Origin of the sequence: Sphingobium sp. UBA5915 (assembly GCF_002431195.1) — a bacterium.
In the GTDB taxonomy this organism is placed as follows: Bacteria; Pseudomonadota; Alphaproteobacteria; order Sphingomonadales; family Sphingomonadaceae; genus Sphingobium; species Sphingobium soli.
The window spans coordinates 109451-125947 of the sequence record NZ_DJDV01000119.1 but is presented as its reverse complement, the minus strand read 5'-3'; the positions used below and the strand labels follow the sequence as shown (position 1 = coordinate 125947).

Annotated in this window: 20 protein-coding genes; 17 read left to right on the top strand and 3 right to left on the bottom strand. The window is 65.7% G+C overall.

Features of this window, described 5'->3' with window-relative positions; translation table 11 throughout:
* The first annotated feature begins 39 nt into the window (after positions 1–39).
* The 12 genes from B2V90_RS21085 (at position 40) to B2V90_RS21030 (ending at position 9201) form a co-directional block, all read left to right on the top strand.
* Complete coding sequence (locus B2V90_RS21085) at positions 40–723, top strand: LuxR family transcriptional regulator (RefSeq protein ID WP_223181515.1); 684 nt, start codon at positions 40–42, stop codon at positions 721–723.
* Between the two features lie 92 nt (positions 724–815).
* Positions 816–1430, top strand: coding sequence for an acyl-homoserine-lactone synthase (locus B2V90_RS21080; RefSeq protein ID WP_017499961.1), 615 nt, complete (start codon positions 816–818; stop codon positions 1428–1430).
* 5 nt (positions 1431–1435) lie between these two features.
* The gene (locus B2V90_RS21075) at positions 1436–2317 is read left to right on the top strand and encodes a phytanoyl-CoA dioxygenase family protein (RefSeq protein WP_017499960.1); all 882 of its coding nucleotides are present in this window, start codon (positions 1436–1438) and stop codon (positions 2315–2317) included.
* A gap of 30 nt (positions 2318–2347) precedes the next feature.
* Positions 2348–2659 (top strand): helix-turn-helix domain-containing protein, encoded by a 312-nt coding sequence (locus B2V90_RS21070; RefSeq protein WP_081095412.1) that lies wholly within the window; start codon positions 2348–2350, stop codon positions 2657–2659.
* On the top strand, positions 2652–3173 hold the full coding sequence (locus tag B2V90_RS21065; RefSeq protein WP_017499958.1) for a S26 family signal peptidase: 522 nt from the start codon (positions 2652–2654) through the stop codon (positions 3171–3173). The genes B2V90_RS21070 and B2V90_RS21065 overlap by 8 nt, the downstream gene beginning before the upstream one ends.
* Positions 3161–3802, top strand: coding sequence for a lytic transglycosylase domain-containing protein (locus B2V90_RS21060; protein WP_017499957.1), 642 nt, complete (start codon positions 3161–3163; stop codon positions 3800–3802). Before B2V90_RS21065 ends, B2V90_RS21060 begins: the two co-directional genes overlap by 13 nt.
* A 69-nt stretch (positions 3803–3871) precedes the next feature.
* A complete protein-coding gene (locus tag B2V90_RS21055; RefSeq protein WP_155644762.1) occupies positions 3872–4312 on the top strand; it encodes a hypothetical protein in 441 nt (146 codons plus the stop codon).
* Positions 4313–4827: 515 nt separating this feature from the next.
* Entirely contained in the window at positions 4828–5799 is a 972-nt protein-coding gene (locus B2V90_RS21050; protein WP_017499955.1) for an ArdC family protein, read from the top strand.
* A complete protein-coding gene (locus tag B2V90_RS21045) occupies positions 5796–6230 on the top strand; it encodes a DUF2958 domain-containing protein (protein ID WP_017499954.1) in 435 nt (144 codons plus the stop codon). The genes B2V90_RS21050 and B2V90_RS21045 overlap by 4 nt, the downstream gene beginning before the upstream one ends.
* An 85-nt stretch (positions 6231–6315) precedes the next feature.
* Positions 6316–8127, top strand: coding sequence for a ParB/RepB/Spo0J family partition protein (locus B2V90_RS21040; protein WP_017499953.1), 1812 nt, complete (start codon positions 6316–6318; stop codon positions 8125–8127).
* Between the two features lie 110 nt (positions 8128–8237).
* Positions 8238–8705, top strand: coding sequence for a hypothetical protein (locus B2V90_RS21035; protein ID WP_017499952.1), 468 nt, complete (start codon positions 8238–8240; stop codon positions 8703–8705).
* Entirely contained in the window at positions 8698–9201 is a 504-nt protein-coding gene (locus B2V90_RS21030) for a hypothetical protein (protein WP_017499951.1), read from the top strand. The genes B2V90_RS21035 and B2V90_RS21030 overlap by 8 nt, the downstream gene beginning before the upstream one ends.
* Positions 9202–9254: 53 nt before the next feature.
* Here B2V90_RS21030 and B2V90_RS21025 read toward each other — a convergent pair whose 3' ends face one another.
* Entirely contained in the window at positions 9255–9482 is a 228-nt protein-coding gene (locus B2V90_RS21025) for a hypothetical protein (protein WP_017499950.1), read from the bottom strand.
* Positions 9483–9842: 360 nt separating this feature from the next.
* On the opposite strand from B2V90_RS21025, the gene B2V90_RS21020 reads away from it, so the two are divergent.
* The 5 genes from B2V90_RS21020 to B2V90_RS21000 all read left to right on the top strand — a co-directional run bounded on the left by B2V90_RS21020 (position 9843) and on the right by B2V90_RS21000 (position 15096).
* Positions 9843–10163, top strand: a complete 321-nt coding sequence (locus B2V90_RS21020) for a DUF736 domain-containing protein (RefSeq protein WP_017499949.1) — start codon at positions 9843–9845, stop codon at positions 10161–10163.
* Positions 10164–11003: 840 nt separating this feature from the next.
* Positions 11004–12968, top strand: a complete 1965-nt coding sequence (rlxS, locus tag B2V90_RS21015; RefSeq protein ID WP_017499947.1) for a relaxase/mobilization nuclease RlxS — start codon at positions 11004–11006, stop codon at positions 12966–12968.
* Positions 12969–13019: 51 nt separating this feature from the next.
* Positions 13020–13220, top strand: coding sequence for a hypothetical protein (locus tag B2V90_RS21010; protein WP_017499946.1), 201 nt, complete (start codon positions 13020–13022; stop codon positions 13218–13220).
* Positions 13217–14395 (top strand): nucleoside triphosphate pyrophosphohydrolase family protein, encoded by a 1179-nt coding sequence (locus B2V90_RS21005; RefSeq protein WP_017499945.1) that lies wholly within the window; start codon positions 13217–13219, stop codon positions 14393–14395. The genes B2V90_RS21010 and B2V90_RS21005 overlap by 4 nt, the downstream gene beginning before the upstream one ends.
* Entirely contained in the window at positions 14392–15096 is a 705-nt protein-coding gene (locus B2V90_RS21000; RefSeq protein ID WP_017499944.1) for a uracil-DNA glycosylase, read from the top strand. Before B2V90_RS21005 ends, B2V90_RS21000 begins: the two co-directional genes overlap by 4 nt.
* Here the strand turns inward: B2V90_RS21000 and B2V90_RS20995 are convergent.
* Positions 15063–15842, bottom strand: coding sequence for a hypothetical protein (locus B2V90_RS20995; protein ID WP_017499943.1), 780 nt, complete (start codon positions 15840–15842; stop codon positions 15063–15065). The two genes, B2V90_RS21000 and B2V90_RS20995, sit on opposite strands and share 34 nt — an antisense overlap.
* Positions 15814–16494 carry a C1 family peptidase gene (locus tag B2V90_RS20990; protein WP_017499942.1) on the bottom strand — a complete coding sequence of 227 codons (681 nt, stop codon included), beginning with the start codon at positions 16492–16494 and terminating at the stop codon, positions 15814–15816. The genes B2V90_RS20995 and B2V90_RS20990 overlap by 29 nt, the downstream gene beginning before the upstream one ends.
* Positions 16495–16497: the final 3 nt, after the last annotated feature.

Genomic DNA, 16497 nt, shown 5'->3' with positions numbered 1-16497 from the left:
GTGGGCTGAGAACATCGCTTACCGAACAGTGATCGCGAGCTGTTCAGTTGCAGCGAGGCCGCCGCACGCCAGCTCGGCCTCCCATGGCTCGCGATCGTCCAGAGCATGGCCTTCTTTCAGCCCGGTGGGCGATATTTCCGCATGGACAATTTCCAGAGCTGGGGCGACGTTTTCGTCGCCGAAGGCTATTACCGCGACGATCCCGCCTTGCTCGCGGCGCGCTCGACAAGCCGGGCGTTCTGCTGGCACGAAATGGAGCGACTGCTGGGCGGCTTCACGCGGCGACAGGCGCGCATCGTGCGCGAAGCCGCGCGTCATGGCCTGCGCAACGGCCTCACCGTTCCGATTGGCGTCGCCGGCGAGCCGCCCGGATGCTGTACGTTCGCAACGCGCGACGGGCAATTGCCGCCATCGCATATCTGCCGGATCGCGACGCTGATGGCGAGCGAGGCGTTTACCGAGGCGCGGCGCTTGCACGGCTTTCCGGCGCGCCCGCTGAAATTACCCCATCTCAGCCCAAAGCGGCTCGAATGCTTTCGCTTGGCGGCGATGGGCAAGAGCGACGTCGAGATCGGGATCATGATGAACATCGCCCCGACGACAGTGCGCACCTACATGCGTGACCTGCGCGAACATTTCGGAATCTATTCCCGCGCGCAGCTCCCGGCGATCGCGCTCGCCTGCGGAATCGTCTGCATCGAGGAGATCGTCCCGCGGTTCTGAGCGGGATCGCCGCATCCTCAATATTGACGACTGTTTGAGCCCTTCATCTCTGCTCCCTTCGCGACTGTTCAATTTGAACGGGAGCTACTGCCATGATCCATATTGTCAAAGGGTGCTCGCTTACCGATGCGCGCGCCGCCTCGATGTTCGAGGACCGCAAGACCCTGTTCGTCGATCTGCTGGGCTGGGATGTTCCGGTCGTCGGCGGCCGCTATGAAATCGACAGCTATGACGGCGACAAGGCGGTCTATCTGATCGCCACCGACGATGGCTGCATTCACCAGGGGTCGATGCGGCTGCTATCGACAGAGGGCGCACATCTTCTCGCCGATCGTTTCGCGTCGCTCTGCGAGTGCGATGCGCCCCGGGGGGAGCAGGTTCGCGAGATTACGCGACTTTGCCTGCCGCAACGATTGGGCGCCCCCGGACGCCTGCGTGTCCGCAACCGGCTCATCTCGGCGATGGTCGATCATGCGCTCGGCAGCGGAATCACCATGCTAACCGGCGTCGTGACCGCTGCTTTTCGCGAGGAGGTTTTGGCGATGGGCTGGCGCGCAGCGCCGCTCGGCCCCGCGCGCCGCATCGATGGCGCGTTCCTTGGAGCGTTCCGCATCGAGATCTGCGCCGGTACGCCTGCGCTGCTGGCGTCGAACGGCATCTATGTACCGGGTGCGATCACTCCCGATGCGGCGGCAAGAGCCGCGTGAAGGGAATGGCGATGCACGACCCCGCCCGCCTCGCCGCGATGCTGCTCGCCGACGGTTATGTCATTGTCGATAACGCCGTGCCGACCGAGCTAATCACCGCGCTCGAAGCCGAACTCGCACCGCGCTTCGTCGCCACGCCCTTTTGCGAAGGCGGATTCTACGGAGCCCGCACCAAGCGCTTTGGCGCGTTGTTGCGGCGTTCACGGCATATCGCCGGCCTTGTGCTGCACCCGATCATCCGCGGTATCGCCGAAACGGTGCTCGGGGAATGGTGCGATCGTATCGTTCTCAACCTCACCCAGGCGATCGAAATCCATCCCGGCGCGCTCGCGCAGGTGCCGCACCGCGACCAGGATCTCTGGGGCGGCGTCAAGACCGGGATGCACTATCAGATCAACGTCATCTGGCCGATCGATCCGTTCACGCTGGAGAGTGGCGCGACGCTGGTCTGGCCGGGCAGCCATCACGATGCGGCATCGCAACCGGGCGATGCACGTCCGGTCGCCGCCGAAATGCCACCCGGCTCCGCGCTGCTGTTCCTCGGATCGATCCTGCATGGTGCCGGCGCTAACCAGTCCGATCATGTGCGCCGCGCGGTCATCACCTCCTATTGCCTCGGATGGCTGCGGACGTTCGAGAATCAGTATCTCGTCTATCCGCCCGCCATCGCTCGAGCGTTCGATCCCGATCTGGCCGCGCTCATCGGCTATGCCCAGCATCGCCCCAATCTCGGCAATGTCGAAGGCCAGTGCCCGTCCGTGCTGCTTCACCGGGACGATATCGACGGCCTCCCTGCGATCGACGCGCTGCTCCCCGGCCAGGCCGACATGCTGGATGCCTATGTCGCCGAACAGGAAGCCGCGCGTGCGGGCCTGATCGGCGGGTAACGCGGGTTCGTCGGACCGGGCGCTGCACTCATGACACACGATCCAAACCCCGAAGCAGGCGGCGGCGCGCGAACACGGATCGAGGCGGATTCATCCGCTGTGGACGGTGGAGCCACGGCGTCGTCGGCCGCGGAGCGCGCTCGGCGGGCACGCGAGCATTGCCCGTTTCTGACAACCAAGCAGGCCGCGTTCCATCTCGGTCTCGCGGGGGACACGCTCAAGAAGATGCGCCGGGAGCGGCGCGGCCCGCCGTGCCGAAAGCATGGCACCGTCTGGCGCTACCATATCGACGATATCGAGGCCTGGTCGCGCGCGAACATGCGGGAGGGAGGCAATGGCTAGGCTGCTACCCTCCCGTCTGCCGGCTAAACCCACCGCGCTGATCGGTCTCGGCGCGGCCGCGCTGGCGACCACGATCGCGCTGCCGCCAACGCCGTGGCTGGTCTGGAACGCATCGGCCAGCGCGCCGATCGGTCTCTATGCCGTCAGCGGACGGCAGGACATCGCATCGGGCGACATGGTGCTGGTCCGGGTGCCCGACCGCTGGCGCCGGCTCGCCGCCGAGCGGCGCTACATTCCGATCAATATCCCGCTGGTCAAGCGCGTCGCGGCCGCGCCCGGCGATCGCGTCTGTGCGCGCGGGCGGGAGATCTATGTCAACGGCCACCCGGTGGCCGAACGCCGCGAAGCCGATGGCCGCGACCGTCCGATGCCGTGGTGGAATGGCTGCGTGATGTTGCGTTCGGGCGCATTGTTCCTGCTGATGGACAGCCCGGATTCGTTCGATGGGCGTTATTTCGGACCGACATCGCGCGGCGACGTCATCGGCGAGGTGCGACTGCTGTGGCTGGGCTGAGGGTCGCCATCACCGCCCTGGCGCTGCTGGCGGCGGCACCGGCTGACGCGCAGTCGGTCGTTCACTGGCGGCCCTATATCGAGGCAGCCTCGGCGCGTTTCGGCGTGCCGGTAGAATGGATCGAGCGCGTCATGCGCGCCGAGAGCGGCGGGCGCACGGTGCTGGACGGGCGCCCGATTACCAGCCACGCCGGCGCGATGGGACTGATGCAGCTCATGCCCGGCACCTGGTCCGAAATGCGCGCGCGGCTCGGGCTCGGACGTGATCCCCATAGCCCGCGCGACAACATATTGGCGGGGACGCTCTATCTTCGTCTGATGTATGACCGCTTCGGTTATCCCGGACTGTTCGCAGCCTATAACGCGGGACCGGCACGCTATGCCGAGCACGTGCGGACCGGCCGCGCGCTGCCCGGTGAGACCCGCGCCTATCTCGCGAGCGTCGCCGGAGTGCCCGTCAATTCCCGGTCGGCTGTCACGGCCGCCAGTGCAACGCCGCGTACCGTCAATGCCATCTTCTTCGCGATCGGCGACCGGCCCCCTGCCGGCCGGAGCGAAGCCGGTGCGGCCACGCTGTTCGTCGCGCTGCGATCGACGTCGCCCGAGAAGAACGCGCCAGACCGCCCATAGTGCGAGCCGATCGGGGCTTCATGCCGAATCGTGTTTCTGCTATGTTCCGAGCCTATGGAGTTGGTCGTGATGTTGCTCGGTCTGATCCTGTCCGCCACCGGCATCGTCCTCTTCGCCTGGGCGATGTTCCGGCTCGCCGTCTTCGCACTCCCGGTCGGGCTCGGTGCGGCCGCATTTCTGTGGGCGGGGGGTGGCGAACTGGGGCCGTTGCTCGGTCTGCTTCTCGGCCTCGTCGTCGGCGTCGCGGTCTTGCTGATCGGACGCATGCTCATCGCGTCGCGGTTGCCCGTTCCGCTTCGCGGAGCGATCGCGCTTCTCTTCGCCGTGCCCGCCGGGATCGCCGGCGGCAGTGTCGTCTCCAGCCTGATGCAGCTCGGCGGTGCGGGGCCGACCGCGACCGGCATCGCCGCGGCGGTCGGCGCGATCATCATCGCCGGTGCCGCCATGATGAGCCTGTTGCCCGCGATGACCGCTTGCACCGGTTCGAACGGATCCCCGCTGCACGGTTGATCTGTTGGGGCCAGTGGGCCGAGTGCTCGCTCCTCGTGTCACCGCGCGCATGGCGACCACGACGAGAGTGCTTCAAGACGGCAGGGTCTGACCTGACGCATCCGGGTTTTCAGGCGCCTCGCGCCTGCGGCGCGACCGCCGCTCTATTCCGCTAGGCTCACATCCGTTCGCCAAGCTCCACCGGGCCACGCTTCGCGCGTCCCGGCCAAAGGTGACGATCGGACTGGCGGGATGCCGGAGCCTTGCTCCGGCCTGTCGTCGCCGCGCCTGACCGGCGCGGCGGCATTTTTCGTTGGGCCTTCCCCTCGTCGCGCGGGTGGGCGGCGCTCCCTTCTGGGCCCGGCCCGGCGTCCCGCAAGCCGGCCTTCGACTGCGCTCGGGTCCGGCTCCTCCATTGCATTTCGGCCCTGCGGGTGCGGACCGCCTCCTGGCCGCGCCCGGCAGGTCGCAATTCGCCGCCCACCCCCGCTCCGGGGGAGGCCCTGGGGTTTTTGGGGCGGCATTGGAGGATAGCCATGCACCAGACCGGCAGCCAACGCGCGCGCGCAGAGGGCAGCAAACGCCAGCCCCCGGCGGAGCGCGCCAATCTTTACGACGAGGTGACGGGCCGCATTGTTTCCGAACTTGAGGCGGGCCGCTTCCCTTGGGTCCAGCCTTGGGGCCGCCCCAATGGTCAAGGCTTCTCCGCCGCCCCCGGCCTCCCGCGCAACGGGCTCACCAGCCGCAATTACAGCGGCGTCAATGTCCTGATCCTGTGGGGAGCAGTGATCGAGAACGGCTATCCGTCGCAATCGTGGCTGACCTTCCGCCAAGCCTTGGAGGCGGGCGGCAATGTCAGGAAAGGCGAGCGCGGGACAAGGGTTGTCTATGCCGACCGCTTCACCCCCGAAGCCGAGAAGGAACGCGCGCGCCAGACCGGCGGCGAAGCCCGCGCGGTGCCGTTCCTCAAACGCTTCACCGTGTTCAACGTCGCACAGTGCGAAGGCTTGCGCCCCGGCCTTGCCACCGACCCCGCACCGCTTCCCGAACGCCAAGTCGTGCCGATCGCCGAAGCGGTCATTGCGGCATCGGGCGTCGATTTCCGCATCGGTGGGGACAAGGCCTACTATGTCCCGAGCGCCGACTATGTGCAGGTGCCCCCGCAACCGGCCTTCCACGAACAGATCAATTTCTACCGGACGGCGCTGCACGAACTCTGTCATGCCAGCGGCCACCCGTCGCGCCTCAATCGCAATCTGCGCAATGCGTTCGGCAGCAAGGACTATGCGCGCGAAGAATTGATCGCCGAGATGGGATCGGCCTTCCTTTGCGCCGCGCTCGGCATCGTGCCGACCGTTCGTCACGCCGATTATCTGGCATCATGGCTCGACGTGCTGCGCGAGGACAATCGCGCGATCTTTCGCGCGGCCAGTCAGGCGAGCAAGGCCGCCGATTGGCTGCTTGCCCGCTACGCCGAGACGCAGGACGAAGGGAGGGAAGCGGCATGATTACGCTCCCCCATGCGATCCTTTCGGCGCTGCGCGCGAATGCGCGCGCCAGCCGCCTCCACGAGCAGCGCGACGAACGGTTCGACCCGTTCCCGGTGGTCAAATTCTTCAATCCGGTCGGCGCGGCGACGTGGATCGCCACCGAGCTTTACGACGATGGAGACACGCTGTTCGGCCTCGCCGACTTGGGGTTCGGATGCCCGGAAATGGGCGTGTTCTCGCTTACCGAGATTGCGGGCGTCCGCTTGCCCTTCGGCCTGTTCATCGAGCGCGACGAGCATTTCGAGCCGCTGGCCCCGCTTTCGCTATGGTCCGATACCGCGCGGCGCATGGGTGCAATCGTTCTGGCCGAAGCCGAACTTCGCCGCATCACCGATAGCCGGAACGGCAACGAGCTTCCGCCGCCTCTTGATGATCGAGGGGCCGGATGACGCGCGGCGCGTTTCGCCGCATTGAGTGCCGGTCCCGCCCATCCAGCAAGACAAACGGGACCGGCGCTCCAGAAGGAGCAGACCAATGAAACTCGACTTTATCGACCATAGCAAGCTGGTTCCGTCCAAGGTGAACATGCGGCACGGACCCAAGCCCCCGGACGTGGGCGACATTCTGCCCTCGATCCGCAAGCGCGGTGTCATCGTGCCGCTGATCGTGCGCCCGCAGGCGGGCAACGATAATGGCGTCCACGAAATCGTCGCCGGGCGGCGGCGCTGGACGGCGAACGCCATCGCGCTTGTCGAGGGCATCGACCACGGCCCGCTTCCCGTCGCCATCCTCGACGCCGGGGACGACGCCGACGCCATCGAGGCATCGCTTCTCGAGAACACCCGGCTCGATCCCGACGAGGTGACGCGATGGGAAACCTTCGCACGGCTGGTCAAGGAGGGCCGCGACATTGCGGATATCTCCGCGACGTTCGGCATTCCCGAGCTTGGCGTGAAGCGTATCCTAGCGCTCGGCAACCTGCTTCCGCGCATCCGCGATCTTTACCGCAAGGAGAAGATCAACGCGGCGACCGTCCGGCATCTGACGCTGGCGAGCAAGCAGCAGCAGAAGGCATGGCTGGCGCTCTACGACGATGACGACGCCTATTGCCCGACCGGCCAGCAATTGAAGGCATGGCTGTTCGGCGGGCAGTCGATCAAGGTCGAACATGCCCTGTTCGACGTCGATGCGAGCGGCCTTGCGATCGTCGCCGATCTGTTCGGCGAAGACCGCTATTTTGCAGATGCCGACGCGTTCTGGACCGCGCAGAACGCCGTAATCGACGCGCGCAAGGAGGACTATCTGGATGCCGGATGGTTCGACGTGGTGATCGTCCCGCCCGGCGAATATTTCTACCGCTATGAGTTCGCCAAGGCACCCAAGCGCAAGGGCGGGCGCGTGTATATAGATGTGCGCGAAAGCGGCGAGGTCGAGGTCCACGAAGGCTATGTGACGAGCAAGGAGGCCAAGCGGCTCGAACGCGGCGAGGCAATCGAAACCGGCCCCAAAGTGCCGCGCCCCGAAGTGACGAGCACGATGCAGACCTATATCAACCTGCACCGTCATGCCGCTGTCCGCGCCTCGCTGACCCGTCATCCCAAGGTCGCGCTGCGCTTGATGGTCGCCCATGTCATCGTCGGGTCGCCACTGTGGACGGTCAAGCCCGAGCCGCAGACCGCGCGCAACGACGATGTGCGCGAAAGCGTCGAAACTTGCCGCGCGGAAACCGACTTCGACGCGAAGCGCCGCGCCGTATTGGACCTTCTCGGCTTCTCGCCCGAGGAACCGACCGTCACAGGCGGCAACGGCGACGACTTCGGACTGGTCGGCGTGTTCCTGCGCTTGCTCGACGTGCCCGACCGCGCCGTAATGGACGTGATCGTCATCGTCATGGGCGAAACGCTCGCCAGCGGCAGCGCCGCCATCGAGGCGGTCGGCGGCGAGATCGGCGTCGATATGGCCCGCTACTGGCAGGCCGACGACGCCTTTTTCGAGTGTGTCCGCGACAAGGAGGTGCTGACCCGCATCGTCGCCGAGGTGGCGGGCGAACCTGTCGCCGCCGCCAATGCGAAGGAACCGGGCAAGGTCTTGAAGCGCATCGTCCGCGACCATCTGGAGGGTGCGAACGGGCGGCCCAAGGTCGAGGGTTGGGTGCCGAAATGGATGGCGTTCCCGCCCGCTACCTATACGGCGCGCGGCGGCGTCGGCACCGTCGCGGCTCATGCCAAGGTGCTCGCGGCGCGCCCCGACCGCGAGCCGGAACCGACCGGCCCCGGCGCGGTGATTGCGCTTCCGGCCCCTGCCAAGGCCGAGCCGCAGGAACAGCCCGAGCGCGAAGCCGCATGAAACTGGACGGGCGGCGGCGCACCCGCCGCCCGTTCCGTCCCCCATAAAATCGCCGCGCCGCTCGGCCGCAAGCGGCCCTCGCGGCGCGGATTTCAGACAGGAGACTTGTCATGGCCGACCGTGTTTCGGCATCCATCACCATCGGCGGGACGCTCCCCGCCAGCCAGCTTCCCGCCTTCGCCGAGGCCATCGCGAACGAAGGGCTGTCCACCGAATGGGACGGCGAACCCTTCGCGCTCGGCGATCTGCCCGAGGGCGAGCCCTTGGCGCTCATGGCGCACGAGGTCGCCTGGGGGCGGTTCGAGGGACTCGAAGCCTTCTGCATCGCGCATGGGCTTTTCTTCGCGCGCTGGTCGGGCGCCTATGCCTGCCAGTGGGGTGCGGAACGCACCGTGTTCACCGGCAGCGGCGAACCGCAAAGCTACGCTGCCGACGAGGACGACTATATCCTCATGGGGCGCTGCACCGCCGAGCGATTGGGCAGCTATGCGGCGATCATCGCGCATTTCGATGCGGCCGACTTCGCGGTGCCCCCGCTTGTCATCACGCCCGAACGGGAGGAGGCGAGCAATGGCTGACATCTGGATTCAGGGCAGCTTCGCCTTTCGCTGCACCGCCGCCGAGTGCGCGCTGATCGAGGAAGTCGCAAACGCTGGCTACGCGCTAGCGAATGACGACGCGCCCGATCCGCCGAGCGCGGCGCTGCTCGCAGCCTTTCCGCCGGACGATGCGAACGCGCGGTGGAGCGGGTTTCGCGAGGCGTTCAACGATCCCGAATTTCCCACCATCGGAGCCGATTTCATCGCTGAAACCTGCCCCGACGATCCATCCGCGCGGATCGTGTGTTTCGCCAGCATGGACGATTTCGATGCCGCTGCCATCGCGGTGGTGATCCAGCGATGTTGCCCCGAAACGCTCGCCAAGGGGCCGATCGGCTTTGAATGGGCCATGACCTGTTCCAAGCCCCGCATCGGGGAGTTCGGTGGCGGCTGGTGCGCGATTTTCGCAGACCGCATCGAGATCGACGCGACCAACGAGGCGCTGTCGCGCGCGCTCGCGGGCGACGGCAACTAGCCCAAATCGCGCCGCACTGCGCGCTCGCGTGCCGAAAACCCCTGCCGCCTGACCTACCGGGCGGTGCGGCGGATCACCGTCCGGGCGCTTCCGCATAACGTGCATTCGTCCTTCTGCCGCTCGAATCCGCGCGTGCCGCCGAGCGCGCAGGTGACGACATTGGCCTGTGCGGTAACCGACAGGTTGAGCCGGTCAGTCACGCAGGCATCGCACACCGCCGCGCCGTCCAGCCGCACGATCAGCCGTTCGATCTGCCCCGCAATCGTCGTTCCTTCGTTCATCGCCGTGAGGCTATAGCCGCGGCCTCGTGGCCGCGAAAGCAATCATGGCTTCCCGGAAAGACGCCGGACTGGGCTTCCTGTCCGCGCGCGCATCTCGTCCTTTCGTGTCTCACCAACCCGTCGCCGGCTCCTTGGGCGCATGACCTGGGACGGCCGCGCGCCTCGCGAAACCATCGCGCGGAACTGATTTCCCCGCGCCGCTTTGGCGGCGCTCCTCGCGGCCGCTTCGCTCCAAATCAGCCCCGCGCTTCCGGTCCTCCGCTTCGCTTCGGCCTGCGGTTCGCAGCGCGCTCAAGGGCCGTCCCTTCGGTCCGCCCATCGCCCGGCATCGGGTCGGGCGAATGTGCAAGGAGACGAGAAATGCCCTCAATCGGTCATGTCCAGCGCCAGAACGACGGTTCGTTCCGGGGCGCCTTGAAGACGCTTTCGGTCAATGCCGAGATCGCCATCATCCCCAACCGCAGTAAGACCGGGGACCAGCCCGACTACCGCGTGCTGTCGAACGGCGTCGAACTGGGCGGCGGCTGGATCCGCACCGGCGAGGTGAGCCAGCGCGAATATGTCCGCCTCGCCATGTCGGCCCCCGAACTTGGCGGCCGCACCCTCTACGCCAATCTCGGCCGCGCCGCCGGGCAGGACGACGACGACGCGTTCGCCGTTATCTGGAACCCCGGCGACTGAGCCGGATCGGCCCCGCGCCGGTCACCCGGCGCGGGGCTTTCCTCATGCCTTGAGGGCTTGGCGTGGGCCTTTTCCTGCACCGGAACGCGCTTGCGGGCCTGCAGAGAGGAAGAAATCCGCTCAGCAAGCACCGAGTATCCGGCGGCGAACGGACCGCCTCAACCATCGACGGTTCCCCCAATTTTCACGCCACCTGCGTTCCGCTTCGCTCCACTCCGGCGACGAGAAAATCGGCTCCCCCGTCGCCCGCTTCGCGGCCGCTGCGCGGTGGTTGACCCCGCCCGCTCCCCGCCGGGCGATGGCTCATCTTTCGCTTGTATCAGGAGGATGAGATGTCGGTTGAACAACAGATCGAGGAGCTTCGCGCGGAGCTTTCATGGTGCGATGACGCGGGAGAACGGCGGCAGATCGAAGCCGAATTAAGGGCCGCTGAGAAGAGGCTGAAGCGGTGCAATCGGGCGCTGCGTCAGGCCGAACAGGCAGGCTGGCAATAAGGCGATGCGCTGTTGAAGGGGCAGGTTCGCGGGAGTGGTGCCGCATGGCGCCGCTCCCCTTTTTTGATCGGGAAGGCGGGAAGGCAAAGCGGGCGTCTGGGGCGGCAGGTGGCAGTCGGGCTCGATGGCAAGATAGAGGCAAAATCTCGCGATTTTGTAAGTGTTTGTCTGCACATCGTTTTTTGAAGGCTTTTGCGAGACTCGCCCTTTGAGTGCGAGACAGGGTTACCAGGAGTGGCGGTTTTCTGGGCTTTTCCGATCCCAATCGCGAGACTCCTTGCGCTCTGGCGAGGACGCGCCATTCTTATCGGCGGGGAGCGTCATTCCGGCATGGAAGGACGCCGCTATGCGCGATGATGAGTTCGAACCGCAGCTGGGCCGGATGCGCGGCCGGGGCAAGGAGCAGCGCTACCTGAGCCGCGTCGTGAAAGCGGCAAAGCGGGCCGGCATGAAAACGGGCAGGCGCGGCCGTTTCGACGGCAGCCGGATCGGGCGCGGCGCGAGTGTTGCGCGGGTGCTCAGATCGCGCGACCGATTGGGCGCGTTCCGGTCGCGCCGCGTGATCGTCAAGATACGGCCTGTCGGCCTTGGCGGGAAAGGCATGGGCGGTGCGAAGGCGCACCTTCGCTATATTCAGCGCGACGGCGTGACCCGTGAGGGCGAGGCTGGTGCGCTCTACTCGCCCGACAGCGACGTCGCCGATGGCAAGGCGTTCCTCGAACGGTGTGACGGCGACCGCCGCCAGTTCCGGTTCATCGTGTCGGCCGAGGACGCCGACCAGTATCCCGACTTGAAGCCGTTCGTGCGCCGGCTGATGACGCAGATGGAGCAGGATCTTGGGACAAAGCTCGATTGGGTGGCGGTCGACCATTTCAATACCGGCCATCCGCACACGCATATCGTGGTGCGCGGCGTAAACGATCGGGGTGAGAATCTGCTGATCGCGCGCGAGTATATCTCGCACGGGAGCCGGCAGCGGGCGATCGAGATCGTCAACCTCGACCTGGGGCCGCGCACCGACCTTGAAATCGAAGAGCGGCTTCGCAGCGATACGGGTGCCGAGCGGCTGACCGCGATCGACAGACGGCTGATCCGCGACATGGATACCGCGCGGCTGGTCAGCGCGAGCGATGGCGATCCCTTCCAGCAATCGCTTCGCGTCGGTCGCCTGCAGAAACTCGGGCGCATGGGACTCGCCTCGCATGTCGGCAACGGCACCTGGCGGCTTGAGCCCGACCTTGCGAACACACTGCGCCAGATCGGCGAGCGCGGCGACATCATCCGCACCATGCAGCGCGAGCTGACCGCGCGGAAGCTCGATCGTGCTGCGGTCGATCGCGTCATCTACGACCCGGTCGCGAAGGAGGCGACGCCGATCATCGGCCGCGTCGTGATGCGCGGGCTCGCCGACGAACATGAAGACCGTCATTATCTGCTGGTCGACGGCATCGACGGGCGCACCCATTATGCCGAGATCGGCAAGGGCGAGCTGGTCGACACGATCCCCGAAAATGCCATCGTCCGGATCGCGCCACGCGAGGGCGGCATTCGCGCCGTCGATCGGACGATCGACGAGATCGCGGCGGCGAACGGCGGGCGCTATTCGATCGACGCCCATCTGAAGCACGATCCGACCGCCAGCGAACGCTTCGCCGAAACGCATGTCCGGCGGCTTGAAGCGATGCGAAAAATCTCGGGCGTCGTCGAGCGCGAGCCCGACGGAAGCTGGATCATCGCGCCGGACCATCTCGCCAGGGTCGAGAGGTTCGAAGCCATGCAGTTCCGCGACCACCCCGTTGCCATTGAAACCCTGTCGGCGATCCCGCTCGACAAATTACCGGGAACCGATGCCGCGACCTGGCTCGATCGCGAGCTGGTCGCCGAAGCGCCGGTGCCAGTGCGCGATGCTGGGTTCGGGCACGAGGTTCGTTCAGCGCAGGCGATGCGACGGCAATGGCTGATCACCGAACAGCTTGCAGACGAACAGGATGGGCAGACGGTCTATCGGCGAGGGATGCTCGCCGCGCTCCAGCGGCGAGAATTGCTGCGTGTCGCCCGCCAGCTCTCCGACAAGTTAGGCGTTCCGTTCGCCGAGGCCAGAGAGGGGGAGGCTGTTCAAGGCAGGCTCGTGCGCGCAGTCGAGATGACGAGTGGTCGCCATGCGCTCATCGAACGGTCGCGCGATTTCACGCTGGTGCCGTGGCGCTCTGTTCTCGATCGCCATGTCGGTAAATCGGTCTCGGGCATCATGCGCGACGGCGGGATCAACTGGACACTCGGGCGGCAGCGCAGCGGGCCGAGCGTCTCCTGATCCGGAGGATTCGGGCTTTCTATTTTCATGAAATTATGTTTTCATGGATTCATGAAAAATATCGCAGCGCAAACCGATGTCGGCGACGAGCATCTTCAGGTGCAGATTCCTGCCGTTACGAAACGCGATCTCGGTCAACGGTCGCTCGATTCCCGCGAGCCGATCCGGATGATCGTACTGCGGGCACTTGAAGCCTATGGCGTGAGCGTCCCCGCAGACGCGATATCGGATCGCCGGAAGGGCAGGCGATGAGCGAGGATTTCGAAGCTCTCACTGTTGCGGATTATGCGAAGCAGGCCGCGCGGACTGATCAACGCAGCGGTGGCCGCGCACTGGGCTTCTCGATGCTTGGCCTTTTCGGCGAAGTCGGCAGCTTGCTCAGTGAGGCCAAGAAAAAGCAGCGCGACGATGCCTCCTACCTGGGTTACGCTCACGCCGTCGCGGAAGAGCTTGGTGACGTCCTTTGGTATCTGGCGGCGATCGCACGGCGCAGCCGCATGGCGCTCAGCGACATCGCTGCCGCCGCGGCGACAAACGGCGGACAATGGCAGACGGGCGGCAACGAAACGCTCAGTTTCCATGCGCTGCAGCCGCAGCACATTCCGCTTGCCAAGGCACCGATGCCGCAGTTCGAGCATAGCCTGCTCGCGCTGGCAGGCGACGTTGGGCTGCTCATCAACGATTTCCAGGCGGGCGGTCTTGCGAAGGACCGCGAAGCACTCGCGGGCCGGCTGGTCGCGGTCATGCGCCGGTTGATCCAGGCGGCAAACGAATCCGGTGTTACCATCGAGGCTGCCGCCGTGAAGAATCTTCACAAGATCTTCGATCGCTGGCCGCGCGAGCGCATCTATCCGGCGCCGACCGATGCGGCGCTCGACCCAGAAGAGCAATTGCCGCGGCGGATGGCGATCGACGTCTATGAACGCACCGTTCGCGGGCAGACATTCGTGTATCAACGCTCAAGCGGTGTGTATGTCGGCGACCGGCTCACCGACAACGCGCTCGAACCCGACGACTATCGTTTCCACGATGTCTTTCACTACGCTTATGTCGCGGTGCTTGGCTGGTCGCCAGTGCTGCGTGCGCTGCTCCGTCTCAAGCGCAAGAGCGATCCGAAACTCGACGACGCCGAAGACGGTGCTCGGGCGATTCTCATCGAAGAGGGCATAACTTCCTGGATTTTCGGACAAGCGCAGCAACTCCGGTACTTTGAAAACGTGAAGCGCGGTGGCCTTCCGCTGGACATGCTGAAGCATGTCCGCCAGTTCGTCGCCGGCTACGAATCAGAACGCTGTCCGCTGTGGCTTTGGGAGGAAGCGATCCTCCAGGGCTATACGGCTTTCCGCTTCCTTCAGGAGCATCGGCGCGGCCGCGTCCTGATCGACTTCGCCAATCGCCGCCTGCGTATCAAGGAATTGCCGTCATGACCCCGAAATCCTTTGTGTCCACCCTGGCGGCGACCGAACTTCCCTCAGTGTTCAATCCCTGGCGCGATCGCTGCACGGTCCATGACCGCAGCGACGCCGCCGCCCGGCGCCGCGACAATCTCGAAATGCTGCTCACCGCGGCGCTTGATCATCGCGTCGAAACGATCTGGATCGCGCGTGATCTCGGCTATCGCGGGGGGCGGCGTACGGGCGTACCGCTGACCGACGAAATTCACCTCGGACATGCCGGCACGCTGATGGGCGGCATCGCATTTGAACGTGCGACGCAGGGACCCGCCGTGGCGGAGCGCACCGCGGCGATCGTCTGGCGTGTGCTAGAGCGGATCGGTCAGCCTGTCATGCTCTGGAACGTTTTCCCGTTCCATCCCCATGAAGCGGATGATCCGATGTCGAACCGATGCCACACGCGAAGCGAGCGCGAGGCGACCTGGCCGATATTGCAAGCCCTCGTGTCAATGATCCGGCCCCGCCAGATCGTCGCGATCGGGCGCGACGCTCACCTGGCGCTGGACGGTCTCGACATTCCGACCACCGCGGTCCGCCATCCGAGCTACGGCGGGCAGCGCGAGTTCATCGAGGGCATGTTCAGCCTGTACGGTGTCGCGGATGACAACGATGAGCCGCTAGAACTGCCGTTGGGCGCGCCTCACGCCGCAGCACGGAGATGTGCGCTCGCCTGATCGCAGCGTTCAAAGAGTTGCTTAAGATCGCCGCGGTTCCAGTTGGCGGTGTCGACCGTGGCGTTGGTCGAGACGATCGTGAGCGGACCCAGCGCGACCCCGCCTTCCTTGGCGATGAATTCGAGCAGACGGCCGAGGCCGATCAGATTGCCGAGCAGTTTTTCGATATAGTAGTGATTGCGGTAGAGCGCGGTCATGCCGAGGCGACGATCGTCGCCCTTGCCGATCAGCTTGAGACTGGCAAAGCTCAGGCACTGACCGCCGTAGGGCGAGTCATTCACGTCGCGGGCGGGGTCGAAGATCAGCAGTTCGAATTTGTTGAGCGCTCGGACGTTCGGGTTGCGCAGGCGCTCGACGATGCCCCAGATTTGATTGATTGGCTGGCCGTCGGCGCGGGGCAATTCCATCATCCGTTCGAAATAATAGCCCGACCAAGCGCCCGACCTCCGGACCTTCGGCAGCACGTTGTCGCGAAACCGGTCGAAGAATTGCGGCGCGCCGTAGCGCCTGTACAGCGCTGCCGGAAAAATCGTGTTGGCGACCGTCTCGATGGGCTTCTTGCCATGGCCCGAAAGGAAGGCATCGACTTCCGCCACGACGGGATCGGCGAGTGTTGCGCGCGCAGTCGGCTCGGCCACGGAGATGACGACATTCTGCGCCTGGTGTCCGGTGGCGAGGTCGACGAGCCGGACCGCCTCGCGCCAGCCAGCAACGCAGTCAGGCTGCGGCGGTATGGGAAGATACATCGACTTCCTCCGTCAAATTTGCCGTGGCGAAAAGGCGCGGCGCTAGAAAGCGCTCAGTAAGCCAGGCGTGGCCTTCCAAGCCCCAACCTGGTCCCCAGCTGTTGCGGATGAGAATGGCCGGGGTGCCGTCCACGGTTCCATGCCCGACCGCGACGACCGCGTGCCGTTGCGCTGGCTCGGGGAGTTCGTCGTTCGCCGGATCGACGACGCCATCACCGCGCGGCTGGAAGAAAGACCGTGACAGCATCGTCAGCATGAGCACCGGCGTGTCACGATCCAGCGCGGCAAGGATGGATGACAGGTCGGTTCCATCCCTCTGTCCGTTGCGGCCATAGAGCGGGCCAACGGTCGCCGGCGGCGTCCACAGTCGATGATCGGCTGGAACCGCTGCCAGATACGGCCAGCCTTTCTCGTCGGGTTGGCCATCGAGCCGTAGCGCGTCCAGCATTGTGGATAGCAGTGCGCCGCTCGTCGGCGGTCTGCCCGCCCGTTTCTGCGCGGCATAAAAGGCGAATTCACACGACAGCGGTGCCCAGCCGTCGCGAAGCCCGGCGTGGGTGTCGCTCGCGGCGAATGCGAGGCATGTCGGCCGCGCGCCTTGATCGCGCGCAGGCCCGAACAGCGGCCGAAGGTCACGGACGATATCGATCATGGG